The organism is Bradyrhizobium sp. YR681 (assembly GCF_000282615.1).
In the GTDB taxonomy this organism is placed as follows: domain Bacteria; phylum Pseudomonadota; class Alphaproteobacteria; order Rhizobiales; family Xanthobacteraceae; genus Bradyrhizobium.
This window is the reverse complement of record NZ_AKIY01000221.1, coordinates 1-18183: the sequence shown is the minus strand read 5'-3', so window position 1 is coordinate 18183 and position 18183 is coordinate 1. Positions and strand designations below refer to the sequence as shown.

Below are 18183 nucleotides of genomic sequence, written 5' to 3'. Positions count from 1 at the left end.
CTGCGCGCGCCCCGGGACGACAGCAGTGAGCGCCTTACCCCCGCTTCGCCCGGTCCTTCTCGTTCTGCGCCATGATGCTTTCGCGGGCGGTTTTCCAGTCGTCGTCGCTCCAGTCGCGGAGCTGGTAGAAATTGCCGCCCATGGCGAGCGCCTGGGCGCCGTCCATGGCGATGGTCTCGCCGGAGATCCAGTCGCAGCCGCCGGAGATCAGGAACACCGCGACGTTCTGCAATTCCTCCATGGTGCCGACACGGCCCATCGGGTTCATCGCCTTGGTACGCGCGCCGGCTTCATCACCCGGCTTGATGCGCTTGCTCATGCCCTCGGTCGGAATCTCGCCGGGCGCGATGGTGTTGAGGCGGATGCCGTAGCGGCCCCATTCGGCCGCAAGCGACATAGTCATCGCGTGGATCGCCGATTTGCTCATCGCCGACGGCACCACGTAAGGCGAGCCGTTGCGCACCCAGGTCGTGGTGATCGAGACCACGTTGCCGGGCTGCTTCAGGGCGATCCAGCGCTTGCCGATCGCTTGCGTCACGTAGAACGTGCCGTGCATGACGATGTTGGCGACCGCGTCGAAGCCGCGCGGCGAGAGGTCCTCGCTGCGCGAGATGAAATTGCCGGCGGCGTTGTTGATGAGGTCGGTGAGCGGCGCGTCGCGAAAGATGGTCTCGACCATCTCCTCGACCGCGAGCGCGTTGCGGATGTCGACGCCGTGGCTGGTGACGCGGCCGCCATGCTCAGCCATCAGCTCGGTCGCCGTCTCGTCGCAGACGATCTTGCGCCGGCCGCAGATATGCACCTCGGCGCCGAGCTGAAGGAAGCGCGCCGCCATCGACTTGCCGAGCCCGGTCCCGCCGCCGGTGACAAGGATGTTCCTGCCGGCCAGAAGATTTTCCTTGAACATGGCTGTTTCTCCCGTACGGATTGTCAGTTAATTGGTCGATTGACTAAATCCGGCCGCCGTCTTCCTGTAAAGCGGCACCGAACAAGAACAGGCAAGAACCAGGGGAGAATTCATCCATGGAAGAGCGCGTCTCGATCTCGATCTCGGAAGGCGTCGCCGACGTGCGGCTCGTGCGCGCGGACAAGATGAACGCGCTCGATCAGGCGATGTTCGAGGCCCTTGTCGCGGCAACCGAGCGGCTTTCGAAGGAAAAAGGCGTGCGCGTCGTGGTGCTCTCAGGCGAGGGCCGCGCCTTCTGCGCCGGTCTCGACATGGGGCGTTTTGCCGCCATGAAGGAGAGCGGCGGCAACGGAATTCCGGGTGGCGAAAATCGCGACCTCACCAAGCGCACGCACGGCCAGGCGAACTTTGCGCAGCAAGCGGTGTGGGGTTGGCGCCAGTTGCCGGTGCCTGTCATCGCGGCGGTGCACGGTGTCGCCTTCGGCGGCGGCTTCCAGCTCTCGCTCGGTGCCGACATGCGCTTTCTCTCGCCCGATGCACGGATGTCGGTGATGGAGATCAAATGGGGTCTTGTCCCTGACATGGCGGGCACGCCGATCCTGGCCTCGCTCGTGCGCGACGATATTTTGCGCGATCTCACCTACACCGGCCGCATCTTCTCGGCGCAGGAGGCGATGACGTATGGCCTTGCGACGCGGATCTGCGACGATCCGCGCGCCGCAGCGCTCGAGGTCGCACGCGAGATCGCCGGCAAGAGCCCCGATGCGATCCGCGCGGCCAAGCGCCTGCTGAACAGTCTCTCGGTCGATCCCGGTCCCGCATTGCTCGCCGAATCCGTCGAGCAGCAGAAGCTGATCGGCAGTGCGAACCAGACCGAAGCCGTGCGCTCGAATCTGGAGAAGCGCGCGGCGAGATATGTGGATTAGCACCGTCATTCCGGGGCGATGCGCGGCATCGAGCCCGGAATCCATAACCACGATCGTGAGTATGGATTCCGGGCCTGCGCCTACGGCGCATCCGGGAATGACGAGTGAGATCGTGGCCATAGTGTTCAACCCGACGAAAGATCGGAATTCGACAAATGAGCGAAACGTCAAATTTCCTCGGCATCGTCTCCGGCGAGCGTCGCCGCACCCACGCCGAAGTCGCTGCCCGCGCCGACCGCATCGCCAGCGGCCTTGCCCAAATCGGCGTCAAGCAGGGCGATTGCGTCTGCATGCTGATGCGCAACGACATCGCCTTCCTGGAGGCCGCTTACGCCGCGATGCGGCTAGGGGCCTATGGTGTGCCGATCAACTGGCACTTCAAGCCGGAGGAGATCAACTACATCCTCACCGACACCGGCACCTCCGTGCTGATCGGCCATGCCGACATGCTGCACGCCCTGCGCGATGCGATTCCGACGGGCGTCACCGTGCTCAGCGTGCCGACGCCGCCGGAGATCCTGTCCAATTACAAGATCGATCCCGATCATCTGAAGACGCCGGACTTCGCGATCGAATGCGAATCCTGGCTGGCGCAATTCCAGCCCTATGACGGCCCGGTCGTGCCACAGCCGATGAACATGATCTATACGTCGGGCACGACAGGGCATCCAAAGGGCGTGCGGCGCAACGCGCCGACGCCGGATCAGCAGGCCGCCGGCGAGCGCATGCGCGCGATGATCTATGGGCTCAAGCCCGGCGCCCGCGCGATCCTGCCGGGCCCGCTCTATCACTCCGCACCGAACTCGTTCGGCATCCGCGCAGGCAAGCTCGGCGGCGCCCTGGTGCTGATGCCGCGCTTCGAGGCCGAGGAATTTCTGGAGCTGATCGAGCGCTTTGAGATCGACACCATCTTCATGGTCCCGACCATGTTCATCCGCCTGATGAAGCTGCCGGAGGCTGTCCGCAAAAAGTACGACGTCTCCTCGCTCCGCCACATCATTCATGCCGCGGCGCCATGCCCCGCCGACGTCAAGCGCGCCATGATCGAATGGTGGGGGCCGGTGATCTACGAATTCTACGGCTCGACCGAATCCAGCGCCGTCACCTTCGCAACCTCTGAGGACGCGCTGAAGAAGCCCGGCACCGTCGGCAGGATCTCGCCCGGCGCCGAGTTGCGCTTCATCGGCGATGACGGAAGTGAGCTGGGCGTGGGTGAGATCGGCGAGATCTATTCGCGCATGCCTGACATGGCCGACTTCACCTACCACAACAAGCCGGAGAAGCGCGCCGAGATCGACCGCGACGGTTTCATCACCTCGGGCGACGTCGGCTATATCGACGCGGACGGCTACGTCTTCATCTGCGACCGCAAGCGCGACATGGTGATATCAGGGGGCGTCAACATCTATCCGGCCGAGATCGAGTCGGTGCTGCACGCCGTATCAGGCGTGCATGATTGCGCGGTATTCGGCATCCCTGACGCCGAGTTCGGCGAGGCGCTGATGGCCGTGGTGGAGCCGCAGCCCGGCAGCAAGCTCGATGCAGCTGATGTCCGCGCGCGACTGAAGAGCTCGCTTGCCGATTACAAGGTGCCCAAACACATAGAGATTCGCACGGGCTTGCCGCGTGAAGACTCCGGAAAAATCTTCAAGCGCCGCCTGCGCGATCCCTATTGGGAGCAGGCTGGGCGGAAGATATGACGCTGCGTCGCCTGTAGCCCGGATGGAGCGAAGCGTAATCCGGGGCGGTGCTCGCGTTCAAAACCCGGATTTCGCTGCGCTCCATCCGGGCTACGAGAACGAACCTGATCCGTCCCTACGCCAGCTCCCCGCCAACGAACAGCAGGAACGACCGTCCCGGCACCTTGTAGATTGCGTCGAACTCGAACCGTGCACCTGATCCGCCATCCCCGACATTGGTATCCAGCAACAGCGACCAGCACGGGCCTGCGGTGGTGTGGGGCAGCTTGAAGTCCACCTCGCCCTCAAAGCTGTTGAGGATGATCAGCACGCTGTCGTCCTCGCCGTGGCGTGGGATCGCAGTCTTGCGCGCGCGGCCATCGAGCACGACGCCGAAACATTTCTGCCAGCCGCTCTCCCAGTCCGCACTCGACATCTCGCTGCCATTGGCGTTGACCCAGACGACGTCGCGGATGTCGAGCTGCGCATCGTGTGCGCCGGTGAGGAAACGGCTGCGGCGCAGGATCGGGTAATCGCGCCGGAGCTGGATCACGCGCTTGGTGAAGGCGAGCAGCTTCTGCGCGTCCTCGCCCATGTTCCAGTCGAACCAGGAAATGTCGCTGTCCTGGCAATAGGCATTGTTGTTGCCCTGCTGGGTGCGGCCGAACTCGTCGCCGCCAAGCAGCATTGGCGTGCCCTGCGAGAGCAACAGGGTTGCCAGCATGTTGCGCTTCTGCCGTTCGCGGAGCGCAATGACGTCCTTGTCGTCGGTCGGGCCCTCGACGCCGCAATTCCAGGAACGGTTGCTGGAGCTGCCGTCGCGGTTGCCTTCGCCATTGGCCTCGTTGTGCTTGTCGTTGTAGCTCGCCCAGTCGTTCAGCGTGAAACCGTCATGGGCGGTCACGAAGTTGACGCTGGCCCATGAGCGACGGCCGTCGTCCGAGCGATTGAAGATGTCGGCCGAGCCAAGCAGCCGCGCCGCGAGCGCGGATGGCGGTGCCTCGCCGCGCCAATAGTCGCGGACGGTGTCGCGATATTTGTCGTTCCACTCCGCCCAGCCCGGCGGGAAGCCGCCGACCTGATAGCCGCCGGGGCCGCAATCCCAGGGTTCGGCGATCAGCTTGATGGTCGACAGCAGCGGATCCTGGTCCATCGCCTTCAGAAATCCGCTCTGCTCGTCGAAGCCGTAGACCTCGCGCGCGAGAATGGTGCCGAGATCGAACCGGAAGCCGTCGATGCGCATGTCGCCGGCCCAATAGCGCAAGCTGTCCATCACCATCTGGATCACACGCGGATGCGACAGGTTCACCGTATTTCCGGTGCCGGTGTCGTTGATGTAATAGCGCCGCCGGTCCGGCAGCAGGCGATAGTAGCTGGCATTGTCGATGCCCTTGAAGGACAGGGTCGGCCCGAGCTCGTTGCCTTCGGCGGTGTGATTGTAGACGACATCGAGGATCACCTCGAGGCCGGCGCCATGCAGCTTCGACACCATCTCCTTGAACTCGCGCAAGGAGTTCGGCACGTCGGAAGCGTAACGCGGGTCGGGCGCGAAGAAGCCGATGGTGTTGTAGCCCCAGTAGTTGACCAGATTCTTCCGGAGAAGATTGTCGTCGTTGACGAAGGCGTGGATCGGCAGCAGCTCGATCGAGGTCACGCCGAGCGATGCCAGATAGTCGATCAGCTGCGGCGTGGCGAAGCCGGCATAGGTGCCGCGCAGGTGCTCCGGCACGTCGGGGTGCTTCTTCGTAAACCCCTTCACATGGGTTTCGTAGACGATGGTCTCGTCCCAATGAACATCGTCCCGTGCGACCTCTTCATGCCAGTCGAAATTGGGGTCGACGACGACGCATTTGGGCACGAACGGCGCGCTGTCGCGGTCGTCGAAGGTGAGGTCGTCGCCGGTCTCCATCTTGTAGCCGAACACGGCCGGATTCCAGGTCAGGGCCCCGGCGTGCGCACGGGCATAGGGATCGAGCAGCAGCTTGTTGGGATTGAAGCGATGACCCGCGTCCGGATTGTAGGGGCCGTAGACACGGTAGCCGTAGAAGGTGCCGGGTCCGACGCCGGAGATGTAGCCGTGGAAGACCTCGTTGGTATATTCCGGCAGCTCGAAGCGATGGGTCTCGCGGTCGCCGTCGAAGAGGCAGACCTCCACCTTGGTGGCGTTGGCGGAAAAGACCGCAAAGTTCGTTCCCTTGCCGCTCCAATGGGCACCCAGCGGATAGGGCAGGCCTTCCTCGATGACAAAATCGGACATGAAAATTCCCCAGGCCCCAGTGGCCGCCTCAGCAACGCCATGGCGCCCTGAATGTTTCAAACGCCGTGCCATTCTCGGCGCGCCGTGCGTCAATTCGATGAAGTGAGGGCGGGGGAGGCCATTTGAGGCAATCAAATGCGGCGGGAGCCGATGGCCACCTTCGCAGCGACGATCTTCACACCTATATAGGTGGGGTCATTGACCGCGGATAATCCCATGACCCCCGTCTCCATCCTGCTCAACATCCTCTGGATCCTCATCGGCGGCGCCTGGATGGCGTTCGGCTGGCTGGTCGCTGCGGTCATCATGGCCGTGACCATCATCGGCCTGCCCTGGGCGCGGGCGGCGTTCAACATCGCCGTCTACACGCTGATGCCGTTCGGCTCGCGCGCGGTCAGCCGCTACGAGGTCACCGGTGTCGAGGACATCGGCACCGGGCCGCTCGGGGTGATCGGCAACATCATCTGGTTCGTGCTGGCGGGCTGGTGGCTGGCGCTCGGCCACCTCCTGACCGCGTTGGTCCTCGCCGTCACCATCATCGGCATCCCCTTCGCCTGGGCCCATCTGAAGCTCGCCGGCATCGCGCTCTGGCCGATCGGCAAGGTGATCGTGCCGGCGTGAGGTGTGTGATCGGAAACGTTGGTCCAGGTGGCGGAGCGGAAGTCGCGCCGGTCGGAAGCCTCGTCGGCTTATGGACCCCTGACGGCCTCATGCGGTAACCGCGCGGAGCTGGGGCTTTTGGACTCAACCGGACTGAAACTCGGCCCTGCATCTGGGGGGCGGACTTCGGCCTTCGTCGAAGAGGCAGTGATTTTCATGTTATCGAGAAGGCGTGAAAGAGTTTGGATAAGTCTCTCTGAAAACAGCGCCGCGAAGGTGCAAGCAAATGCGACTCCAAATGGGCTTTCCACTTGAACCACGCCGGAGACCTGCGTCAGCACGGTGCCCGTAGAACCCAAGAGGAGGAATAGGACCAGCAACCCGATAGCACCGCCTATCGGAAGTGTGCAAACGAGCGAGATCAGCGTGGATAGCGTCCACATCTTTGGTTGCCCGGAAACCGCGTCGTTTCGAAGCAGAACGAAGAATGACAAACATGCGCCGAGGATGCCCGCCGCAAGGCCTAGTTGAGCGGTGTTGGACCAGCTGGAGTTTCGATGAAAACAATCGGGGTCACGCCCAGAGAAGCAATCGTAGAGCCCTAGGTGGTGATGCTTCTCGATCCCGTAGTCCATTTCCTTCTTTTGCTTCGTACGCCTATTGGTATTGTCCCTGATTGCGTCACGAATGGCAGCGACGTCTTCCGCGGTTCGATTCTGCGTCAACTCGACGGCCGAGGCTTTGAGATTCGAATCGATTAATGCCAAATCGGAAATACGCCCGGAATTGATACTGATTGTTTGTACCACGTACTCAATAGCCAGCATAAAGAAGAACAGATTGAGGGCTATGGATGAAAAGTAGAAGAGGGCGTTCCTAAACTCGATCCATTTGGGGGCTTGCATATCAGCGCTCCAGACTGACCAAATTAGGCAAATTTACATCACGTCTATCTATGGTTGTCGAGTCGGGTAGCCCGCGGGGCGAAGCTTTTCTTAACTCACATCCCAGGCCGGCAGAATATTCGCAAGTGGCCCAGAGCTGGACGGTGCGACGGCTGCCGCTGGGCGGCTCGCCCCGGCAGAGCGAACATCGGACCGTGTTGGGACTGCGATGCTCATCCGTCGCTACGCCTTCACACAATTCCTCGCGTTGCCCGACGGGCAAAACACGCCACATGCAGGTCAAGGGACGGGCCCAGAGATATTCTGATTGACCGAATTCTAAGTTTCGGGTAAACCGCAAACCATCCCGGCCCGCCAAAGGGGCGTTTCGCGATCGTCACGAACCGCAGGCCGGGATGCGATGGACGCGGCAGCGCCGGCGCGTGACGGATGGCAGGGCGGGTAGTCCCCGTGAGTCATCGCGATCCGCGGCACGACACGGCGCGGTCACAGCGTTTCCTTTCGGCTCCGGGGGCGAGCACGCGCGAGCTTCCGGGTGTCCGGGGCGGGACGTCCGCGGACGGCAAAAGCGTGTGGTCCTGACGCCCGGGGTCTGTGCGTCAAGGCTTGCGGTGATGTGGCGGCCGACCGGCGCGCGCATCTCACATCCGCAAGGCGACGGGGGCAATAGTGCATCGCTCCCCGGGGAGAGCGCGCCATAAGCCGTAAAACCATTGCGCAGGGAAGGCCGGGCGACCGGCAACACCTGTGGTCACCCCGCGTGCGTTTCCCGTATGCGGACCTTGGGTGCCAGCCGGCGCCCGGCCTTCCCTGCGCCCTTTGTTCTCGATGAGGGCGAAACCGACCGCAAAGCTCGGGCGCCTGCGCCGCGGGATCGTGGAAGCACGCGCCAACCCCATTCCCGCTCGTGACCCGCGATGTTTGCCGCACCGCCCCCAACTTCACCTTGCGCTGCGGCAAAAAACTTGCACACTCAGTTGGCCGGGGAGCCAAGCGAGCTCGAACCAGGGAGCGAGCCAATGTCCCTCCAGACCGTACCATCCGACGCCGCCGATCAACGCTTGAACCGCCCGGAGGACGTCCAGGCGCTGGAAGCGGACGCGCGGCTGCGGGATGACATCCGCCTGCTCGGGCGGATCCTGGGCGACACGGTGCGCGACCAGGAGGGCGCCGATGTGTTCGATCTGGTCGAGCGCATCCGCCAGACCTCGATCCGGTTCCACCGCGACGAGGACCGGCTCGCCCGCCGCGAGCTCGAGCAGATCCTCGACAGCATGTCGATCTCCGAGACGGTGCGGATCGTCCGCGCCTTCAGCTATTTCTCCCATCTCGCCAACATCGCCGAGGACCAGAACAACATCCGCCAGATGCGCGCCCGTACCGCGGCCAGGAATGGCGGCTCCGGCGTGCTGGCGGACACGCTGGCCCACGCCAAGGCCGCGGGCATCGGCCCCGAGGCCCTGCGCAACTTCTTCAAGACCGCGCTGGTCAGCCCGGTGCTGACCGCGCACCCGACCGAGGTCCGCCGCAAGAGCACCATGGACCGCGAGATGGAGGTCGCAGCTCTGCTCGACCGCCGCGAGCGGGTCGCGCTGACCGAGGACGAAGCCGCCGCCAGCGACGAGCAGCTCCGCCGCGAGGTGCTGACGCTGTGGCAGACCAATCTGCTGCGCCGGACCAAGCTCACCGTGCTCGACGAGGTCGCCAACGGCCTGTCGTTCTACGATTACACCTTCCTGCGCGAGGTGCCGCGGCTGGTGAACGTGCTCGAAGACCGGCTGGAGGAGGGCGGCGAGGCGGCCGCAAGCGAGCTCGCCTCGTTCCTGCGCATGGGCAGCTGGATCGGCGGCGACCGCGACGGCAATCCCTTCGTCACCGCCGACGTGATGCGCGGCACGCTGCGGCTGCAGTCGAGCCGGGTGATGCAGTTCTATCTGAACGAGCTGCACGTGCTCGGCTCCGAGCTGTCGATCGCGGCGCATCTCGCCGACGTCTCAGAGGAGCTGCGCAACCTCGCGGAGCGGTCCCCCGACACCTCGCCGCACCGGAGCGGCGAGCCTTATCGTCTCGCGGTCTCCGGCATCTATGCGCGCCTGACCGCGACGGCCGAAGCGCTCGAGGTCGAGATCACCCGCCGGCCCGTCGGCAAGGGCAGGCCTTACGAGAGCGTCAGGGAGTTGCAGGCCGATCTCGACGTGCTGCATCGTTCGCTGATCTCCAACAACGCCCGCGTCATCGCCCGCGGCCGGCTGCGGCTGCTGCGGCGCGCGGTGGACTGCTTCGGCTTCCATCTGGCGCGGCTCGACATCCGGCAGAATTCCGCGGTGCACGAGCGCACCATCGCCGAGCTGATGGACGCCGCGAACCCCGGCATGTCCTATCTTGCGCTGGGCGAGGACGCGCGCATCTCGCTGCTCACCAACGAGCTGCGCTCGACGCGCTCGCTGGTGTCGCCATTCGTCAAATACAGCGACGAGACCATGGGCGAGCTCAACGTCTTCCATGCCGCAGCAGAAGCGCATGCGAAGTTCGGTTCCGACGCCATTCCCCAGTGCATCATCTCGATGTGCAAGGGCATGTCGGACATGCTCGAAGTGGCCGTGCTGCTGAAAGAGGTCGGGCTCGTCCATCCCTCCGGCCGCAGCGCCATCAACATCGTGCCGCTGTTCGAGACCATCGAGGATTTGCAGGCCTCCTCAGCCATCATGGACCGCATGCTGTCGCTGCACGATTACCGCCGGCTCGTCGACAGCCGCGGCAGCGTGCAGGAGGTCATGCTCGGCTATTCCGACAGCAACAAGGACGGCGGCTTCGTCACCTCGGGCTGGGAGCTCTACAAGGCCGAGATCGGCCTCGTCGACGTGTTCGAGCGCCACCATGTGCGGTTGCGCCTGTTCCATGGCCGCGGCGGCTCGGTCGGCCGCGGCGGCGGGCCGAGCTACGACGCCATCGTCGCCCAGCCCGGCGGCGCCGTGAACGGCCAGATCCGCATCACCGAGCAGGGCGAGATCATCTCGTCGAAATATTCCAACGCGGAAGTCGGCCGCAGCAATCTGGAGATCCTGGCGGCCGCGACGCTGGATGCGAGCCTGCTGCAGCCGCGGCAGAGCGCGCCGCGCCGCGAATATCTGACCGCGATGGACGAGCTGTCGAACCTCGCCTTCAAGGCCTATCGCGGCCTCGTCTACGAGACCGACGGGTTCGTCGACTATTTCTGGGGCTCCACCGTCATCAACGAGATCGCGACGCTGAACATCGGCAGCCGTCCGGCCTCGCGGAAGAAGACCCGCGCGATCGAAGACCTGCGCGCGATCCCCTGGGTGTTTTCATGGGCGCAATGCCGCCTGATGCTGCCGGGCTGGTACGGCTTCGGCAGCGCGGTCGAGCAGTGGATCGCGGAGCATCCCGACAAGGGCATGCCGTTCCTGAAAGAGCTCTACAAGGAATGGCCGTTCTTCCGCATGCTGCTGTCGAACATGGACATGGTGCTCGCCAAGAGCTCGATAGCGATCGCCTCGCGCTATGCCGAACTGGTGCAGGACGAGGCGCTCCGCGAGAAAATCTTCAGCCGCATCCGCCGCGAATGGCATTCCTGCATCGAGACGCTGCTGGACATCATGGGCCAGGACCGGTTGCTGCAGGGCAACCCGCTGCTGGAGCGCTCGGTGCGCCACCGTTTCCCCTATCTCGATCCGCTCAACCACGTGCAGGTGGAGTTGCTCAAGGAGCATCGCGCGCAGAACCCGGATGAGCAGGTGCTGCGCGGGATTCAGCTGACGATCAACGGCATCTCGGCGGGGTTAAGGAATACGGGGTAATTCAAGCCCGTCGTTCCGGGTTCGCTCTTCGAGCGCCCCGGAACGACACTCATCATCTCAGCAGAAATGCGCGCCCTGCGTCTCCACATAGACCGCATACAGCGACTGGCTCGCGGTCATGAACAGGCGGTTGCGCTTCTTGCCCCCGAAGCACACGTTGGCGCAGGTCTCCGGCAACAGGATCTGCCCGATGCGTGCACCGTCGTTTGGCGCGAACACCTGCACGCCGTCATAGCCGGGTCCGACCCAGCCGGCGCCGACCCAGATGTTGCCTTCGGTATCGACACGCAATCCGTCGGGGAAGCCCGACTTGCCGTCGAGCTTCATGTCGATCAGCCGCTTCGGGTTCGACAGTTTCGCCCCGTCGATGTCGTAGGACCACACCACGTTCTCGGCCTGCGGATAATGCGTGATGCCGGTGTCGCAGACATAGAGCTTCTTGTAGTCGTGCGAGAACGCGATGCCGTTCGGCTTGAACGGCTCGTCCGCGACCTTGGCAATCTGTCCGGTCTGCGTGTCGAGGCGATAGACGGCTTCCTTCTGGTGGGGCTGCAGCGAGCCGGTGTTGGCGAGCTTGCCCTCGTAGATGCTGATCGCGCCATAGCCGGGATCGGTGAACCAGATCGCCTTGTCGTTGGGATGCACAACCATGTCGTTCGGGCCGTTGAGCGGCTTGCCACCCGCCTGCTCGGCCAGCGTCGTCACCGAGCCGTCGTGTTCGTAGCGGACGAGGCGGGTGCGCTCGGCGCTCAACTGGCGTCCCTCGGTGTCGAACGAATTGCCGTTGGCCTCGTTCGACGGCTTGTGGAATTGCTCGGAGATGTGGCCGTCGTCGTCGAGATAGCGCAGCTGCCGGTTGGCCGGGATGTCGCTCCAGACGAGATATTGCCCCTGCGCATTCCACGCCGGCCCCTCCGCCCAGAGGCAGCCGGTGTAGAGCCGCTTGATCGCGGTGTTGCCGACCTTGGCCTTGAAGCGCTTGGGATCGATGGCAATGATATCTGGGTCGGGATAGCGCTGCGGCTCGGCATTGGCGCCGAAGTCGCGGGCGTCCGCGGTCGAGGCGAGGACGGTGGACGCGGCGAGCGCAGCTGCGCCCTTGAGCAGCGTGCGGCGGCCGAGACCGCCGCTTGCAGTCGTGTCGTCGGAGTTGGTCAGTATTCTTGTCATGGTTTCCTCCCAAGATTTTGTTGGGAGGACACCATCCGCCGGCAATCGGGCGTAAAGCGGGGCGATCTCCGGACAAGACAACCGGAGATCGCAGGGCAGGGATGCCGGAAATCCGGCTAGACGCTTAGACCGGATCCCACGGGAAGATGTCGGCGGAGCGATCGAGCTTGTAGAACGAGCCCTTCAGCGCCGGCATGCCGTGTTCCGCGATCGTCTGCGGCGTCCAGCCTTCGCTGCGATGAACCGAGCGCAGCGGGCGGTTCTGGCTGAACAGGAACAGCTCGTTCATGCGCGCGCCGAAGATCTGGCCGGAAACCTCCTTGGCGGCGTCGGAGAGCAGATAGGCGCAGATCGGCGCGATTTTCTCCGGGCCCATCTGCTTGATCTTCTCGACGCGCGCCTTCTCGGCCTCGGTCTCGGTCGGGATGGTGCCGATCATGCGGGTCCAGGCGAACGGCGAGACGCAGTTGGAGCGGACGTTGAAGCGGCCCATGTCCAGCGCGATCGACTTCGAGAGACCGATGATGCCGAGCTTGGCGGCGGCGTAATTGGCCTGGCCGAAATTGCCGATCAGGCCGGAGGTCGAGGTGAAGTGCACGAAGGAGCCGGACTCCTGCTCGCGGAAAATCCGCGCGGCGGCGTGGCTGACATAGAACGAGCCCATCAGATGGACCTTGATGACGGCCTCGAACGCCTCCACGCTCATCTTGTGGAAGATCATGTCGCGCAAAATGCCGGCATTGTTGACGACGCCGTCGAGCCGGCCGAAATGGTCCGTCGCGGTCTTCACGATCTTGCTGGCGGGGACGGCTTCCGCGACCGATTCGAAATTCGGCACCGCGATGCCGCCGCGCTTCTTGATCTCCTCGACCACCTCCTCAGCGGGCGCGGCGCTGGTGCCGGCACCATCGGCGGCGACACCGGGGTCGTTGACGACGACCTTGGCGCCCTCGCCAGCACAGAGCAGCGCGATCTCGCGCCCGATGCCGCGGCCTGCGCCGGTGACGATGATGACCTTGTCTTGCAGTGATTTGCTCATGTTGGTTCTCCGCTAGCCGTTCCAATTTCCGCCGTCATTCCGGGGCGCGCCCACTCGGCGCGAGCTATGATGCGCAATTGCGCATCTGAGAATCCATACTCCCGATCGTGGTTATGGATTCCGGGCTCGTCGCTTCGCTCCGCCTCGGAATGACAGCCTCATTTCTCGTTCGTAAACACGATCGTGCCTGATGCCGCGAACATGCCGCCGACGCCGTGGCACACCGATATCTTCGCGTTCGGCACCTGCGCCGGCGCGATGCCGCGCATCTGCCGCACGCTCTCCTGGAGCGCATACATGCCGTACATGCCCGAATGCATGTAGGACAGGCCGCCGCCATTGGTGTTGAGCGGCAGCTTACCGCCGGGGCGCGTGTTGCCGTCGGCAATGAACTTGCCTGTTTCCTCGTGCGGCATGAAGCCGAGGTCGCCAAGGCCGAACAGCGGCAGATGCGCAAAGGCGTCGTAGATCATGAGATGATCGACGTCCTTGTGCGCGATGCCGGCCTCCCTGAACGCCAGCGGGCCGGCGGTCGTGAAGGCGCGCGACGAGTTGAAAGTCTCCATCTGGCTGACCATCGGCGTCTCGACGCTCTCGCCGGTACCCATGATGTAGACCGGCTTGCGCGGAAAGTCCTTGGCCCGGTCGGCCGAGGTCAGGATCAGCGCGCCGCCGCCGTCGGTGACGAGGCAGCACTGCAGAAGCCGGAACGGATAGGCGATCATGCGCGAGTTGAGGACGTCGGCGACCGTGATCGGGTCCTTCATCATCGCCCGCGGGTTCTTCGCCGCCCATTCCCGCTGCACCACCGCGACCGAGGCGATCTGCTCATGGGTGATGCCGTGGGTCTTCATGTAGCGCAGCACCGGAATCGGGAACATGCTGGGCGGCCCGTAGACCCCGAACGGCGCCTCGAATTGGCCTTGCAGGCTGTCGGCCGGGATCGAGCGCGGCGCCTTGCCGATCATCGACTTGCCGCTCTCGGCATGGGTGATGAGCACGGTCTTGCACAGGCCGGCCTCGATCGCTGCCGCCGCATGGCGAACGTGCAGCATGAACGAGCAGCCGCCGACCGAGGTGCCGTCCACCCAGGTCGGCTTGATGCCGAGATAGTGACAGACCTGCTGCGGCGTTTCGACCGCGGTGGCGAAGCCGTCGATGTCGGACAGCTTCAGCCCGGCATCGGCGATGGCATTGAGCGCTGCATCCGCATGAAGCTGCAGCTGCGACATGTTGGGGATGACGCCGAGTTCGGTGGTCTCGGCCGCGCCGACGACGGCAACCTGGTTGCTGCGCATGGCCTTAACCCTTCGCCGGACGGAAGACGGGGAGGGTGATCTTGTCGTCGAGCGCCTCGAAGGCGACCTCGAGCTTCATGTCAAGTGCGAGCGCCTCAGGCGTCTGCGGGCAGTCGATGATGTTGCTCATCATCCGCGGCCCCTCGGCAAGCTCGACCACGGCGATCGCGTAAGGCGGCGTGAAGCCGGGCGCAGCGGGCCGGTGGTTGATCACATAGCTGTAGAGGAAGCCCTTGCCGCTCGCCTTGAAGACAGAGACCTTGCGCGAGGCGCAGGACGGGCAGAACGGGCGCGGCGGGAAGTAGACATGCGCGCAGGCGTCGCAGCGCTGCAGGCGCAATTCGCCCGCTTTCGTCCCGTCCCAGAAATGCTGGGTCTCCGGCGTCGGTTTCGGTCGCGCGCGCTGCGGTTCGGCCATCTCGGAGACCCCTCCCAAAAGGCAGGCTTCACGCCCGCCCGTTTCGATCTTGATGCGACAATCGACCATGGCGCGTCAACGGTCCAGCAATGCGCATGCATGCCATCATGCGCACAATGCTTGTGTCGAACTGAGGCGGCGCTATAGATTGCGCGCGCAAATATTCCGTGAGACAGACATGCCCGATTTTCCGACACTGGCGAAGCTCGCCGACGACCTCGAAAGCGGCCGCACCACCTCCCGAAAACTGGTCGAGGCGTGCATCGCCAGGATCGCCGATCCCGCCGGCGAAGGTCAGCGCACCTTCATCCATGTCGACAAGGACGCCGCGCTCGCGACCGCGGACGCGATGGATGCCTTGCGCAAGGTGAAAGCGGCGCCGTCGCGCTATGCCGGTATCCCGGTCTCGATCAAGGATCTGTTCGACATCAAGGGCCAGGTGACGCGCGCCGGCTCCCGCGCGCTCGACGATTCCCCGGCTGCCGAGCAGGATGCGGCGACGGTGGCGCGGCTGCGCAAGGCCGGCTTCGTCCTGATCGGGCGGACCAACATGACCGAGTTCGCCTATTCCGGCATCGGAATCAATCCGCATTACGGCACGCCGAAGGGCGCCTGGAACCGGGCCGAGGGGCATGTGCCCGGCGGCTCGTCCTCGGGCGCCGCGGTCTCCGTGTTCGACGGCATGGCGCATGGCGGGCTCGGCACCGACACCGGCGGCTCCTGCCGGATTCCGGCCGCCTTCAACGGCATCGTCGGCTACAAGCCAACGCAGCGCCGCGTGCCGCTCGACGGCGCGGTGCCGCTGTCCTTCTCGCTCGACAGCATCGGGCCGCTGGCGCGATCGGTCAGCTGCTGTGCCATTCTCGATGCGGTGCTCGCCAACGAGCCGATCGTTGCCCTGAAGCCGCGGCCGGTAAAAGGCATGCGGCTGGCGGTGCCGACCACGATCGCGCTCGACGACCTCGACGCGGAGGTCTCCGAGACCTTCGAGCGCGCGCTGAAATCGCTGGCCGATCACGGCGCCATCATCGAACGCATCGAGATGGCCGAATTCCACGACATCGGCCCGATGAACGCCAAGGGTGGCTTTGCCGCATCCGAGAGCTACGCCTGGCATCGCTATCTCATCACCTCCAAGGGCGACGTCTATGATCCCCGCGTCTCCGTCCGCATCCTGCGCGGCGAGGCGCAGAGCGCGGCCGACTACATCGATCTCCTCAACGAGCGCCGTTCGCTGATCGCCCGCGTCAATGCGCGCATCGCGCCCTATGATGCCCTGGTGCTGCCGACCACCGCAAACACGCCGCCGAAGATCGCCGATCTCGCCGACGACAAGGCGTTCACCACGCAGAATTTGCGCGCGCTGCGCAATTGCACCCTCATCAACATGACCGACGGCTGCGCCATCTCGCTGCCCGCGCATCGCGAAGGCGAAATTCCCGTCGGCCTGATGCTTGCAGGCGCGGGTGGCTCGGACCGTCGTATCTTTGAACTTGCTGCCGGCATGGAGGCCGTAATTCGTGTTTGACCTGACTTTCACCGTCGACGCCCAGGACACCACCACGCCGCTGACATTGGCGATCGACCAGATGGTCATCGCCGGCTGGACCGGCCGCGATCCCGTCGCGCGCGACAAGCACATCAAGGAGCTGCAGGAGATGGGCATCGCCCCGCCGGCCTCGACCCCAATCTACTACCGCGCCTCGGCGCGGCGGCTGACCCAGGACAACAGCATCGAATGCTGCGGCGGCGATTCCTCCGGCGAGGTCGAGTTCGTGCTGATCGGCTGGCAGGGCCGCATCTTCGTCGGCTGCGGCTCCGACCACACCGACCGCAAGGTCGAGGCCTACAACGTCACGGTCTCCAAGCAGATGTGCGACAAGCCGATTGCATCCACGCTGTGGGAGCTCGAAGACGTCATCGGCCACTGGGACAAGATGATCCTGCGCTCCTTCGCCACCATCAAGGGCGAGCGCGTGCTCTACCAGGAGGGCACGCTGGACGCGATGCTTCCAGTCGCTGACCTCATCGCGCGCGGCTTTGACGGCAATAAGTTCCCCGACGGCTGCGCCATGTTCGGCGGCACCTTCGCCGCCAAGGGCGGCATCCGCCCGGCGGAACGCTTCGATTTCGAGCTGGAAGACCCCGTGCTGAAGCGGACCATCAAGCACGGGTATGATGTGACGACGCTGCCGGTGAGGGGCTGATCGGAATCGTCATGGGTTGACGGGCCGGGCCTGGGTGCCCGGCGCCTCCTTGAGAAGCAGCGGCCGGCTCTTGGCCGCTGCAGCCTGCGTCTCGCCGATCAATCCGGCCGTCTGCATGCGATCGATGGCGTGGTCGCGCGTGCGCGTGTCGAACGTTCGACCGGGATACGGCCATCGCGCACGCGTCAGGATGAACGCAACTTCGTCGATCTCAAGCTCCGCGAGCGTCTTGCCAAAGTAGGCCTCAGCCCCCGCCGCAACGCCATATGCACTGCGGCCCAGATAGCTCTCATTGAGATAGATCTCGAGGATCCTGTCGCGGGACAGGCTGCGTGTGACGCGCTGCATGAAGTAGATCGTGGCGATGGGATCGATTTGTCGGTCGTTCCCCGGGGAGAGCAAGACCAGGCATTGCGCGACAGATTGCGTGATGCCGGCCGGTCTCGTGCGGCGGCCGGTGATCAGGCCTGACGCGATCTCGGCAACTGGATTCAACGTCCAGGCATCGTAGAAATTGGGTTGCTGATAAGCGATCACCGCGTTTCGGAGCAGGAGCGGGATATCCGCGAGGGGGATAGTGGCGCGCCTGGGATCGCTCCTGCACGATGGGCCAGTCGGCGAAACCGCCGCGAGCTGGGCTTCGGTCGGAAGTCCGATGCCGTAACCGTAGTGCCAGACCAGCCAAGCGGACAAGGCGAGCAGGCCCACACCCACGAGAGAGAGCAGGGCCAGCATCGCCTTGGCAACAACGACGAGAAATTTGCGCATCAGGTGCAGACTGAACGAGCGGGGCGGGCACAAATTCGCGTTGGAACCGGACGGAATTGGGGCCGTTGGGCCGCACGGAAATCGGGTGGCTGTGAAGGCCACGATCTGCCACACCCGCTTCTGTCATTCCGGGGCGCGACAAAGTCGCGAGCCCGGAATCCATAACCACGATCGGGAGTATGGATTCCGGG

General features: G+C 64.3%; 14 protein-coding genes. 6 read left to right on the top strand and 8 right to left on the bottom strand.

Annotation, left to right across the window (positions count from 1 at the left end; genetic code table 11):
• Window positions 1–34: 34 nt before the first annotated feature.
• Complete coding sequence (locus tag PMI42_RS23390) at window positions 35–907, bottom strand: SDR family oxidoreductase (RefSeq protein WP_008138623.1); 873 nt, start codon at window positions 905–907, stop codon at window positions 35–37.
• Window positions 908–1023: 116 nt separating this feature from the next.
• On the opposite strand from PMI42_RS23390, the gene PMI42_RS23385 reads away from it, so the two are divergent.
• The gene (locus PMI42_RS23385; RefSeq protein ID WP_008138622.1) at window positions 1024–1833 is read left to right on the top strand and encodes a crotonase/enoyl-CoA hydratase family protein; all 810 of its coding nucleotides are present in this window, start codon (window positions 1024–1026) and stop codon (window positions 1831–1833) included.
• Between the two features lie 155 nt (window positions 1834–1988).
• The gene (locus PMI42_RS23380; RefSeq protein WP_008138621.1) at window positions 1989–3533 is read left to right on the top strand and encodes an acyl-CoA synthetase; all 1545 of its coding nucleotides are present in this window, start codon (window positions 1989–1991) and stop codon (window positions 3531–3533) included.
• Window positions 3534–3648: 115 nt separating this feature from the next.
• On the opposite strand, the gene glgX is transcribed toward PMI42_RS23380, so the two are convergent.
• Window positions 3649–5769 carry a glycogen debranching protein GlgX gene (gene glgX, locus PMI42_RS23375; protein ID WP_008138620.1) on the bottom strand — a complete coding sequence of 707 codons (2121 nt, stop codon included), beginning with the start codon at window positions 5767–5769 and terminating at the stop codon, window positions 3649–3651.
• A gap of 216 nt (window positions 5770–5985) precedes the next feature.
• Here glgX and PMI42_RS23370 point away from each other — a divergent pair, with 216 nt between their 5' ends.
• On the top strand, window positions 5986–6390 hold the full coding sequence (locus PMI42_RS23370) for a YccF domain-containing protein (protein WP_008138619.1): 405 nt from the start codon (window positions 5986–5988) through the stop codon (window positions 6388–6390).
• 68 nt (window positions 6391–6458) lie between these two features.
• Here PMI42_RS23370 and PMI42_RS23365 read toward each other — a convergent pair whose 3' ends face one another.
• On the bottom strand, window positions 6459–7274 hold the full coding sequence (locus PMI42_RS23365) for a hypothetical protein (RefSeq protein WP_008138618.1): 816 nt from the start codon (window positions 7272–7274) through the stop codon (window positions 6459–6461).
• 1019 nt (window positions 7275–8293) lie between these two features.
• Between PMI42_RS23365 and ppc the strand changes: the two genes are divergently transcribed.
• Entirely contained in the window at window positions 8294–11092 is a 2799-nt protein-coding gene (gene ppc, locus PMI42_RS23360) for a phosphoenolpyruvate carboxylase (protein ID WP_008138615.1), read from the top strand.
• Between the two features lie 57 nt (window positions 11093–11149).
• Here the strand turns inward: ppc and PMI42_RS23355 are convergent, their stop codons facing one another.
• From PMI42_RS23355 to PMI42_RS23340, 4 genes are all read right to left on the bottom strand, one after another.
• Complete coding sequence (locus tag PMI42_RS23355) at window positions 11150–12262, bottom strand: SMP-30/gluconolactonase/LRE family protein (protein ID WP_008138613.1); 1113 nt, start codon at window positions 12260–12262, stop codon at window positions 11150–11152.
• A 124-nt stretch (window positions 12263–12386) separates the two neighbouring features.
• Window positions 12387–13301, bottom strand: a complete 915-nt coding sequence (locus tag PMI42_RS23350; protein ID WP_008138611.1) for an SDR family oxidoreductase — start codon at window positions 13299–13301, stop codon at window positions 12387–12389.
• A gap of 158 nt (window positions 13302–13459) precedes the next feature.
• Window positions 13460–14599: a thiolase C-terminal domain-containing protein gene (locus PMI42_RS23345; protein ID WP_008138609.1), complete on the bottom strand. Its 1140-nt coding sequence runs from the start codon at window positions 14597–14599 to the stop codon at window positions 13460–13462.
• A 4-nt stretch (window positions 14600–14603) separates the two neighbouring features.
• Window positions 14604–15017 carry a Zn-ribbon domain-containing OB-fold protein gene (locus PMI42_RS23340; protein WP_008138608.1) on the bottom strand — a complete coding sequence of 138 codons (414 nt, stop codon included), beginning with the start codon at window positions 15015–15017 and terminating at the stop codon, window positions 14604–14606.
• Window positions 15018–15195: 178 nt separating this feature from the next.
• On the opposite strand from PMI42_RS23340, the gene PMI42_RS23335 reads away from it, so the two are divergent.
• The gene (locus PMI42_RS23335) at window positions 15196–16545 is read left to right on the top strand and encodes an amidase (protein WP_008138607.1); all 1350 of its coding nucleotides are present in this window, start codon (window positions 15196–15198) and stop codon (window positions 16543–16545) included.
• Window positions 16538–17224: a DUF2848 domain-containing protein gene (locus PMI42_RS23330; RefSeq protein WP_008138606.1), complete on the top strand. Its 687-nt coding sequence runs from the start codon at window positions 16538–16540 to the stop codon at window positions 17222–17224. The genes PMI42_RS23335 and PMI42_RS23330 overlap by 8 nt, the downstream gene beginning before the upstream one ends.
• A gap of 9 nt (window positions 17225–17233) precedes the next feature.
• On the opposite strand, the gene PMI42_RS23325 is transcribed toward PMI42_RS23330, so the two are convergent.
• Window positions 17234–17992: a transglycosylase domain-containing protein gene (locus PMI42_RS23325; RefSeq protein ID WP_008138605.1), complete on the bottom strand. Its 759-nt coding sequence runs from the start codon at window positions 17990–17992 to the stop codon at window positions 17234–17236.
• Window positions 17993–18183 lie beyond the last annotated feature (191 nt).